Source organism: Acetoanaerobium noterae, from assembly GCF_900168025.1.
Classification (GTDB): domain Bacteria; phylum Bacillota; class Clostridia; order Peptostreptococcales; family Filifactoraceae; genus Acetoanaerobium; species Acetoanaerobium noterae.
Window position 1 is genome coordinate 491,778 of sequence record NZ_FUYN01000003.1, and the last position, 10,322, is coordinate 502,099.

Annotated in this window: 11 protein-coding genes; 3 read left to right on the forward strand and 8 right to left on the reverse strand. The window is 33.1% G+C overall.

What is annotated here, in order from left to right:
* Positions 1-53 precede the first annotated feature (53 nt).
* Positions 54-1,253: an NAD(P)/FAD-dependent oxidoreductase gene (locus tag B5X47_RS08430; RefSeq protein WP_079589705.1), complete on the reverse strand. Its 1,200-nt coding sequence runs from the start codon at positions 1,251-1,253 to the stop codon at positions 54-56.
* Between the two features lie 296 nt (positions 1,254-1,549).
* Here B5X47_RS08430 and B5X47_RS08435 point away from each other — a divergent pair, with 296 nt between their 5' ends.
* On the forward strand, positions 1,550-2,089 hold the full coding sequence (locus B5X47_RS08435) for a general stress protein (protein WP_079589706.1): 540 nt from the start codon (positions 1,550-1,552) through the stop codon (positions 2,087-2,089).
* 168 nt (positions 2,090-2,257) lie between these two features.
* Here the strand turns inward: B5X47_RS08435 and B5X47_RS08440 are convergent, their stop codons facing one another.
* The 5 genes from B5X47_RS08440 to B5X47_RS08460 form a co-directional block, all read right to left on the reverse strand.
* Positions 2,258-3,016 (reverse strand): energy-coupling factor ABC transporter ATP-binding protein, encoded by a 759-nt coding sequence (locus B5X47_RS08440; RefSeq protein ID WP_079589707.1) that lies wholly within the window; start codon positions 3,014-3,016, stop codon positions 2,258-2,260.
* A 1-nt stretch (position 3,017) separates the two neighbouring features.
* Positions 3,018-3,824: a cobalt ECF transporter T component CbiQ gene (gene cbiQ / locus B5X47_RS08445; protein WP_079589708.1), complete on the reverse strand. Its 807-nt coding sequence runs from the start codon at positions 3,822-3,824 to the stop codon at positions 3,018-3,020.
* 13 nt (positions 3,825-3,837) lie between these two features.
* Complete coding sequence (locus B5X47_RS08450) at positions 3,838-4,851, reverse strand: energy-coupling factor ABC transporter permease (protein WP_079589709.1); 1,014 nt, start codon at positions 4,849-4,851, stop codon at positions 3,838-3,840.
* A gap of 237 nt (positions 4,852-5,088) precedes the next feature.
* Entirely contained in the window at positions 5,089-5,742 is a 654-nt protein-coding gene (locus B5X47_RS08455; protein WP_079589710.1) for a P-II family nitrogen regulator, read from the reverse strand.
* A complete protein-coding gene (locus B5X47_RS08460) occupies positions 5,739-7,235 on the reverse strand; it encodes a DUF1538 domain-containing protein (protein WP_079589711.1) in 1,497 nt (498 codons plus the stop codon). Before B5X47_RS08460 ends, B5X47_RS08455 begins: the two co-directional genes overlap by 4 nt.
* Positions 7,236-7,444: 209 nt before the next feature.
* Here B5X47_RS08460 and B5X47_RS08465 point away from each other — a divergent pair, with 209 nt between their 5' ends.
* On the forward strand, positions 7,445-8,536 hold the full coding sequence (locus B5X47_RS08465) for an HD-GYP domain-containing protein (RefSeq protein WP_079589712.1): 1,092 nt from the start codon (positions 7,445-7,447) through the stop codon (positions 8,534-8,536).
* Positions 8,537-8,546: 10 nt separating this feature from the next.
* Here the strand turns inward: B5X47_RS08465 and B5X47_RS08470 are convergent, their stop codons facing one another.
* Together B5X47_RS08470 and B5X47_RS13795 are read right to left on the reverse strand one after the other, a co-directional pair.
* Positions 8,547-9,110, reverse strand: coding sequence for an HD domain-containing protein (locus tag B5X47_RS08470; protein ID WP_013360718.1), 564 nt, complete (start codon positions 9,108-9,110; stop codon positions 8,547-8,549).
* A gap of 162 nt (positions 9,111-9,272) precedes the next feature.
* Positions 9,273-9,446: a hypothetical protein gene (locus B5X47_RS13795; RefSeq protein ID WP_159446442.1), complete on the reverse strand. Its 174-nt coding sequence runs from the start codon at positions 9,444-9,446 to the stop codon at positions 9,273-9,275.
* A gap of 653 nt (positions 9,447-10,099) precedes the next feature.
* Here B5X47_RS13795 and B5X47_RS08475 point away from each other — a divergent pair.
* A partial coding sequence (locus B5X47_RS08475) for a transposase (RefSeq protein ID WP_079589713.1) occupies positions 10,100-10,322 on the forward strand: 223 nt, incomplete at its 3' end.

Below are 10,322 nucleotides of genomic sequence, written 5' to 3' on the forward strand. Positions count from 1 at the left end.
TCCGATTTATAATAGTTTTCAAAGATTTATAATAAGATATTTTAAATTTATCATTATCCTTGTCTATCTAAGCTCACAATATGAGCATATTTATTTGATTTTCCTTCTATTAGGTCAGCAATTATTTTTGAGCCAGCCATACTATATACAGTTCCATTTCCTCCAAAGCCAAGACAATAATAAACATCTTTGTCATCTGTGTCCTGTCCTATAAATGGAATTCCATCGTCAGATTCTCCAAATACAGCATTCCATGAATACTCGATTTTGGTTTCAATATGTGGAAAAAGATTTGTCAGCTTTTCTAGTAGCTTTAATGTATTTTTTTGCAATTTTTCTTCACTATTTGTTATACTATCCTTTTCTTCGTCTTCACCGCCTAGTATGATTCTATTATCTTCTGTCATTCTAGCGTAAAAATAAGGTCTAGCAGTTTCCCAAATTAAGCATCTATCCTTCCAGCTGTCACCAGAGATAGGCTCTGTTGCTAGTGCATAGGTTCTATTTATCTCTCCATCTTTTATTTCACTGTAATTACTAGCTTTATATCCCGTAGCATATACTAGCTTCTCTGCTTTTATACTACCATCCTTTGTTTTAATAATAAAACAATCATCTGATTTGTCAATGTCTAAAACTTTAGAATTTTCAAATATATCAAGTCCTAACCTTACTGCCTCCTTTGATATTTCAAGTATAAATTTATACGGATTTACTTCTGCATCTTCTTTAGTAAGCAAAGCCTCAGTTCCTTTTATCCCATAGTCAGTCTCTAGAGCCTTGCTGTCAATATACTCAACTGGAAAATCATTTTCCAAAAGAGCTTTATACTCTTTTTTAAGCTTCGTTATATCCTCAATTTTACTTGCCAAATACAAGCTCTTTCTAGTTACAAAATCTCCTCTTTCAGGAAGCCTTTCAGAAAGAGTTTTTAAATCTTTCATGGCTTCATGGCACATCCTATAAAATAATACAGCATTTTCTTTTCCAATCTCATCTATAAACTCATAAAGCATCTTATCGCTAGAATATTGTAATAGTCCAGTATTGGCACTACTGCTACCTTTAGCTATTTCTTCAGCCTCTACTAAAACTACCTCATGTCCTCTTTTTGCTAATTCATAACCACATAAGATGCCTGACATCCCCGCACCTATTATAGCTATATCTTTATCTATATCCGTATTTAAGCTATCATATTTTATAGATTTTTTTGTTGTAGGCCAGTACATATTTCCTTCATATAATTTCATAATGGCTTAGCACAATCTAACTTTGGCTAAATCATGCCCCTCCTTTTCATATTTTTTAAACATTATTCTCAAATATATAATATCCGTTTTATGTTATTTCTAATCTCATTATAATTTTCAAATCAATAGCTATCTCATTTTGATACTAAATATCAAAAATGTTTAATATCGATTTTAGTGGTTATATATATACTAGGTTGTTTTTTTTTTATGTTTAATATTTTCAATGTGTTAATTTTGAACCAACCTATAGTGTTAATGTGTTTTTTCCAATTAATAGTCTAAGGAGGCTTATTATGGTTAACAAGAAACTTATAGGAGTATTTAAAACAGAAACTGATGCAATCAAAGTTATTGAAAGTCTTAGAGCAAATGGATATAGCGACAAAGAAATATCTGTTATGGCTAAACATCATGATGAAATAAGAAATGTAGAGAATGTAACTAATACTAAAATAAAAACTGAGGACACTGCTAGAAATACTACAACAGGTGCAGTAACCGGTGGTATTATAGGCGGGGCAGGAGCCTTACTTGCTGAAATAGGAGTACTTGCTATCCCTGGCGTAGGACCGTTTTTAGCTGCTGGCCCTATAGCCGCAACTCTTGGAGGTATAATAGCAGGTGGAGCAGTAGGCGGACTTGCTGGTGCTTTAGTTGATTTAGGAGTAGATGAAGCTGAACTTGATGAATTTAAAGGATATCTAGACCAAGGATATATTATAGTTGCGGTTGATGAACGTGATGATTACAGAAGAGATCTAGTATATACACATTATCGTGACAACAACAGTGTAATTATGGATAAATATGATTACGACAATAGAGTATTATAAGTTTAAACAGTATAAAAATTATAAAATTTAAGAACTAGATTAAAGCAGCTTGATAAAAAGATTTTAATACTAAATGATTTTTTTATTTTTATATAGAAAATAAAAAAGCTAAAGACGAGGCTAAGGCTTCTCTTTAGCTTTTATTGATTGTAAATATATTTCTAAAAATCATTCACTTTGCTTTGAGCATTTAGGACAGCTAGCCATTCGAAGTGGAATTTCTAAAGAGCATTCTTCCAAAAGCTTTGCATCTGAAAATATCTCTAAAGTAGGCCCATCAGCAGCTACTAATCCATCCTTTAAAATTATAGTTCTGTCACATAAATCTATTACCATATCCATATCGTGAGTTGCAATAATTTTTGTATGCTCAAAAGAACCTAAAATATTAATTAAATTTCTTCTTGATTTAGGATCAAGTCCTGAGGTTGGCTCATCCATCACCAAAATATCAGGAGACATTGCTAATACACTAGCAATAGCGGCTGACTTTTTTTCTCCTCCAGAAAGCTTATACGGAGCCCTTTCAGCTAAATGCTCGATACCCATCCTATTTAAACTTTCTTTAACTATATCATCCACTTTATCTTCTGGAATATTGTAATTTCTAGGTCCAAATGCTACATCATCATATACTCTATTCATAAAAAGCTGATTATCAGAATCCTGAAAAACCAATCCAACTTTTTGCCTTATTGTCTGAAGCGTTGTTTTATTTACAGGTATATGTCCTACTTCTATACTTCCACTTGAAGCCATTAGCACACCTACAAGATGCTGAAGTAATGTAGATTTTCCAGCTCCATTTGCTCCAACTAAACCTATAGATTCTCCTTGCTGTACTTCAAAGGAAATTCCTCTTAGCGCTTCTCTTTTATCGGGATATGTATGATGCAAATCCATTACTTTTATAGTATTATGGCTCATATTAAAACTCTCCTATAATCAAATTTCCAATTATCTGTGATAAATTAAAATATCTAATAAAAATAAATAAACTCGACCATACAGCTAAATATATAATATCAGTTTTATTTATCTTAGGATTTTTTCCAGTTACATAATCTCCATGAAAACCTCTTAGACACATCGCTTCATATATTTTCTGAGATCTATCAATAGTTCTAAGCAAGATATTTCCCACGAGATATCCGTATGACTTATATGAAACCCCTTTGTTGTTTGCTCTTAAAGAGTGAGCTGTGAGAGTTGTGTTTACTTCCTCCATAAAAACAGTGATATATCTATAAGTCAACATAATCTGAACTGCAAATATCTTAGGAAGTCCAATTTTTCTAAGTGCCATTCCAAGGTTATTTATTCCAGTAGTAGCGACTAATAGCAATCCTGAAATTACTGTCATCAATGATTTTATAAATAACGTACAAAAAGAAAGCATACCAAAAGAAATAGGTATGCTTCCTATGTAATATGCAACTTCTCGATTAAAAATAGGGTTGAATATCCCAATCCCAATTATAAGTGGCAGTGATACAGCAGAAAGCTTAAGTAAATGAATCAGTGAAATCTCAGCAAGTGAGCTCACAATGAATATGTAAAAAATAAATGGAATAAGCCTCTGAGGTGAATAGTTGTCAAAGGATATTATAGTAAATATATAAATCAAAGATACGACTAGCTTTACAACTGGGTTTATCCTGTGAATTATAGTGTTTTTATCGCTTTGATTATCCATCCATCTTAAATTTTGACTAGATTTAGCAATATTAGACATATATCACTTTCCTTTATGCAGCTTTTTTATCTGTTTTATTTTTCTTTTTATATTGATTAATCCCAAATCCCAAAGCAGATGCAACGACAAATGTAATTCCACCGCCTATAATTCCAGATACTGAAGTTCCTATATTGCTTCCTTCTGTATTCTTAAAGCCATAATCGGGAAGTACTGCAGTTTTTTCTTGAAGGCTAGCAGATTTTTCATAAACATGGCCATCTGCTTCTAGCTCTTCTTGTCCAGATGTTTTAAACATCGACCATTCAAGTCCATCGGGATTTGAGGATGCAAACCAAGAAACAAAGCCTCCTGTTAAAATAGCCATAATCATAATCATTGATGCTACGCTTTTAATAGAAACTCCTGAAAGTTTATTATTCTCAAAAGATGATGAAATAATCTCTGGTCTATTCTTCCAAACAAAAGTAACTACAGCTGCAGTAACTAAACCTTCAACTACTCCAATTGCAAGATGTATAGGTTGCATTAGAAGTAAAAAGTTCCAAAATGGCAGTTCGGTTTTGCCTGAAATCAAAGTTTCAAGTACAACTGCAAAGGCTCCCATTTGAAGTCCTAATATTGAAGCTGTAAGGCTTGCTTTAAATAAATTCTTCTCATCAAATTTATTTTTCATCATAGGTTTAAAAATATATGGATATGCAATAAAACAAGTAAAAAATCCTAGGTTTATAATATTCGCTCCTAATGCTAGCAACCCTCCATCTGCAAAAAACAAAGCTTGGATTGCCAGTATTGACGCCATCGTTATGAATGCCGCATAAGGTCCTAACATAATTGATAACAACAAGCCTCCACCTATATGTCCACTAGAGCCTGTCATAGGTATTGTAAAGTTAATCATTTGAGCCGCGAAAACAAAAGCCCCCATAACTCCCATCAGTGGAATTTTATTATCGTCCAACCCACTTTGAACCTTTTTTGAAGAATAAGCCATAGCCACTGCACTGCTTCCCCATAAAGCAGTTCCTACAGCAGGTGACATTAAAGCATCAGCCATATGCATAATAATTCCCTCCCGAATATATAAAAAATCAAACAAAAAAAAGCCGCAACAAACAACGTTATCTTTAGTCGTTTCAACGGCTCAGTTTCCTTTCATAGGAAAACTAAATTTTAAATTTTACTTTGTTAATTATTTCTCTATTTATAATTATACAACCTTTATTTAATATTATCAATAAAAATATCTAAATAATTAAAAATATTAATTTCATATATAATCACATTATAATCCTCTATCCTAATATATTCCATAGGCTTTATTAACTTTTTGCACAAACAATATTCCATTTCCAGATTCATCAAGCTTCATTTTTTTATTTATGTTGTCACAAACAGCCTGTGTGATATCGTCTTTTGTAAGAATTAAAACAATTTCTTTCTCCGGTTCTATTTCTATCGCAAAGATTTTACTAGTTTCATGGACTCCAGAGCCTCTTGCATTTACAATAGTTGCTCCTCTAGCTCCAGCCTCGCTAGCTGCATCTACTACATCCTCACCTTTTCCTTTATCAACTATTACAAAAATAGAATCGTAATTAAACATAACTTCTCCTCCAGTTTGGCAGTAATTTAAAGTATCCTTCTTGTAGCTTGTATACCCCATGACCTTTGATAGCTCAATAGAAAAAGCTATTCCATGATTCTGATGTATCAAATTAAATTCGCTATTAGCTCTTTCTAAGAACTTGCACCCTAGCTCTCTATTTGCAATAATTAAAACTATCTCTTTAGTAGACTCAGCTAGCTCAAAAAAACTCAAAAAAGAATTTCTGATGGTTCCTTTTCCAAGGAGCACAGTTCCTCCTGATATATTGCATTCCTTTGCCATAGCTATAGCTTTACTACCCATACCATGCTTTAAAATCAGTACATTCATATCATATATTATCATAAGGATTTCTCTTCTCCTTCTATCGTTTTTCTATTTTTAATCTTAAAAACAAGTCCTAAAATCTGCAGTGTGATTATTGGCATCATGGCAACCATGGCTATCATTCCAAAGCCATCTGCTAGTAGCTCTGCATTAGGATAGCTGTTTGCCGCCCCTTGAGTAAATGCCAAAATAAAAGTTGCTGTCATCGGACCTGTTGCTACTCCTCCTGCGTCAAAAGCAATACCTACAAAGAGCTTTGGAGCAAAGAATGTCAGCATAACTGCAATAATGTAGCCTGGAAGCAAATAATGCCATAGCCTTATATCACTAGTTACAATCCTCAGCATAGATAAAGCAACGGCTAGTCCAACTCCAGCAGATAGAGCTACTAAAACTGATCTTCTTTTTACATAACCAGCTGTTACCTCTTCTATCTGATGAGTAAGTACATATACAGCAGGCTCTGCAAGAATAGTAACTATTCCTAAAACAAACCCTATGGATATTAGGAAAATATATTTTTCCTGTTCTACTAAGTGACTTCCTATAAGACTTCCTACTTCCATAAAACCAGCATTTACTCCGATAAAAAATATTATCAATCCTAGAAATGCATAAATAAAACCAAAAACCATCCTTCTATTTTCTCTTTTGGATATGGATTTTGATATTAGTATAGTTATTATATAAATCACTAATAAAGGCAAAAATGCTATAGAGCTATCATGAATAGCTGGAAACACTTCTCTCATAAATACTCCAGAAATTGAAAGATTTTCAAATTGACTGCTTGGCAAGGTTCCTGCAAATTCACTTGTTTTACTAAAAATATCTAAAATCATAACTGAAGCAATGGCTCCAACTGATGCAATAGCGACTAATCCAAAGCTATCCTTTTCAGATGATTTACTGTTCTTTTTCCTAGCAGATATACCAAAGGATAATGCTAGAATAAAAGGCACAGCCAGAACTCCTGTAGTAGATCCAGATGCATCAAAGGCAATAGCCAAAAATTCCTCTGAAACAAAAAATCCTAATATCAAAACAATCAAATATGAAACATTTAATATAATATATAATGGCAAATCAAACAATATCCTTAAAAATCCTAAAACCATCATACAAGCTATTCCTGCTGATACTACTATCAAAATCGAACTGCTCGAAATATTCCCTAGAGTTACAGTGTCAATTTGATTTGCTAAAATAAGTAATCCAGGCTCAGCATATGATATAAAAAATCCAAGTACTAATCCAGCCGATACTACAATCCAGAGTTTATTTCGCTTAGTGATTTCATCCCCAAGCACAGCTCCAAATGGTGTAACTCCTAAATCTACTCCGAGTAAAAATAAAGTCAAGCCTATAACTATAAACATAGCCCCTATAACAAATCTAAACATCAAATTATACCCCAGTGGCACTATAGTAAAGTTAAGCAAGACTACTATTATGGTAACTGGAAGCACTGAGAAAAAAACTTCTTTTAATTTTTCACTGAATATATTCAAATCTCTATCACATCCTTTTTTGCTCTCTTTCTATAACATACCCAAGATTAAATCAAATATCTCTTAAAACTTATAATTGCAATTTGCTAATCTTCGAACCTAGTATATGTAAATTTTTTCATAATTAAGTCTTATTTTCAATAAGACGTTTGCACTATCAATATATTTCCCATATAATAGTAAATATAATTTAATTCGGAGGTATATTAATGAGATTTGTTCCTATAGAACATATAAAGGAAAATTCCATACTTGGAGATACTATCTACTCTGTTGATGGAGTTTTGTTAGCAAATGAAGGTATAAAGTTAACTGCAAGGCTACTAAATAAGATTAAAGAAAACCAAATATTCACCCTCTATATTACAGATGAACATTCTAATTCAAAAATAAATAGACTAATTCATCCTAACCTAAGAAACAAAGCCATGCTTATAATCAAGGAAATATTTTTAGCTGCTGGCTATAGAGATGCAAACGGACAGCTAAAATCAAAATCTATTTATGAATATATGAGCAGCTTGAATTCTATTGTAGATGAAATACTATTAGAGCTGTCTTCTAAAAAAAATATTCCTCTAGAATATATAGATATCAAGAGCGTAGAAAACTACCTCTATATGTCTTCCCTCAACTGTGGTATCCTAGGAGCACTTATAGCTATGGATATGGACTATAATTACGAAATGACAAAAAATATATTTTTAGCTGGGATATTCCACGATATAGGAATGGCTCTTATCCCACCTGATATTTTCCAAAAGAAAACTGAATTTACAACAGAAGAAAAAATGATGATAATCAATCATCCTAAAATAGGAATTGAATTTTTAAAGGATAAGCATTTTCTAAATGCCTATGTAAAGCAAGCTACACTTCAGCATCACGAAAAGCTAGATGGAACAGGCTATCCTCTTAGAATATCTGGTGAAGAAATAAATACAGTTTCACAAATCGTAGGTATAACTGATGTATATGATGCTATGACCTCAGATAAGCCTTACCGCAGAGCAACTACCCCTCACGAAGCCATAGAATATCTAATGGCTGGCTCTGGAAGATTGTTTGATAGCAACGTAGTTTCAGTATTTACTAAAAAAATCAATCCTTATCCACCAGGCTCCTTAGTTAAACTAAGCACAGGTGATATAGCGGTAGTCGACGAGGTAATAAAAGGACTGCCGCTTAGACCAAAGCTTAGATTAATCAAAGGAACCGAGGGAAATTATAGCTACGAGCCACTAGATTTGACTAAAAATCACAAGATTTTCATTGATAGTCTTGTATATAATATAGACTAGAAGCTAACGATTATTTCGCTTCATCTATTTTCTTTAAAGTATCTTCACGGACAAGCTGTCTTAGCTCTTTCAAGTACTCAGAAAACTCAACCTTGTCCTGCGCATAAGTCAGGTTTAAATCATATTCCTTAGGAATCCATGTGGATATGTCAGAGATATTATGCTGAATCACTGCCTCTAAGCCATCTATAGCTTTATAAATTTTGGCTTCAGCAGTTTTTCTCTCTGACATTTCCTCATAAAGCTCTCTCATTTCTATTGCATATTTTTCTGGCAAAGAATCTACCCAGCCGTATAGCAAATCTTCTTCCTTTTGCTCATGGGCTTCATTTTTTTCAAAAGTAGGAATATCTCCAGTAAAGCATTCCCCTAAATCATGAATGACGCACATCCTCATAACCTTATCCATATCTACATCAGGAAACTCATCTCTCATAAAAAAAGCCATCAAAGTCATCATCCAGCTATGCTCAGCAACACTCTCATGCCTTCCCTTTGCCGTATAGCAATGACGAGTCGTATCCTTTAATCTTTCAGCCACCAATAATATATCTAATAATTTTCTCGCTTCCAAAATGACTTCCTCCTATGTCTTATATTCTTATGTATAAACGTTCATACTTAATATTATCATAAAAAAATCCTATCATGAAATTAATCTCATAGATAGGATTTGATTATTGTGCATTTAAAATAAAGTCGAGTGAAAACCAACAAGCAAGATAAATTAACTCAACTAACTGGTATCACTAGCACACGACCTCTTCACCCACTTTCCTATTGAAAATAAAGTTTGGTGAGAAATCATCTCCATCGCATCCATATACTCACATTTCCCATCCATCATCTCCCAATCAGATGAAAATAAAGATTGGTGACAACCTGCAGCCCAATCCGCGATTCCTTGCAAAAAAAAGAACAGAGAAACCAAAATAGGTTAAACCGTTCTTCCCATAAATACTATTTTCAAATATAACGTAATGAAAGAGTGTAAGGTGCTGATAACTTTTTACTTTAAGAACAGGTCACAAAACTACTTAATGAAAGCAGAACTATAAAAACACACTTTTCATTAATCACCTTACAACATCTATTTAGAGAAAACTCCTTTATCTCCTTCTTCTAAGGCACATTTATTTCTAGAAAAAGGCGGTACAAATCCATCGATATTCAAGTAACTTTCCCGCCCCTCAATCGTCGTTCAACACTCTCTTTCATACAACCTTAAATAAAGGAATGAAAAAAGAAAAATCCTCATCAGATACTAAATCTAGAAACAATCTATTATCGGTGTTGGGGCGGAGAATTACTCGTTTTCAGGAGGTATTTGAACGCCCGATAAGAGTCCTAGAATCGCCCTGCAACAAGCCATATCGAGCAACTATATCTTTCTTCAACAAGCTAGAAAACAAAGAGGAGAACCCATTTTTCACCCTTATTTCTTCCCTTTCTTACATGAGAACCGAGGGAGATTATTGGTCGAGCAAGCCTCTGTAATGGTATAATAAAGTTGTAACATCTAGTACGAAAATATATAATAAAATCGGACTAGGAGGATTGCAAATGAAAACATATTACGATATAGATTTTAAGAAAGAATTAGTTAAAGAATATTTAGATGGTAAATCATTAAATAATCTTTACCAGACCTATGGAGTAGCAAAATCTACAATAGCAGGATGGATTAAAAAATACAGTGAAGAATGCCAATATATTAAACCACATAATAAAGAAAATAATGCTTCAAGTGAAGAAATACGAGCTTTAAATAAGAAAATCAAGGAAC

What these genes read in the sequence shown, in the direction of transcription:
- B5X47_RS08465 (WP_079589712.1), top strand. Translation starts at nt 7,445, where the DNA reads ATGAGATTTGTTCCTATAGAACATATAAAGGAAAATTCCATACTTGGA.
- cbiQ (WP_079589708.1), bottom strand. Translation starts at nt 3,824, where the DNA reads ATGTCTAATATTGCTAAATCTAGTCAAAATTTAAGATGGATGGATAAT.
- B5X47_RS08440 (WP_079589707.1), bottom strand. Translation starts at nt 3,016, where the DNA reads ATGAGCCATAATACTATAAAAGTAATGGATTTGCATCATACATATCCC.
- B5X47_RS08455 (WP_079589710.1), bottom strand. Translation starts at nt 5,742, where the DNA reads ATGATAATATATGATATGAATGTACTGATTTTAAAGCATGGTATGGGT.
- B5X47_RS08435 (WP_079589706.1), top strand. Translation starts at nt 1,550, where the DNA reads ATGGTTAACAAGAAACTTATAGGAGTATTTAAAACAGAAACTGATGCA.
- B5X47_RS08430 (WP_079589705.1), bottom strand. Translation starts at nt 1,253, where the DNA reads ATGAAATTATATGAAGGAAATATGTACTGGCCTACAACAAAAAAATCT.
- B5X47_RS08450 (WP_079589709.1), bottom strand. Translation starts at nt 4,851, where the DNA reads ATGCATATGGCTGATGCTTTAATGTCACCTGCTGTAGGAACTGCTTTA.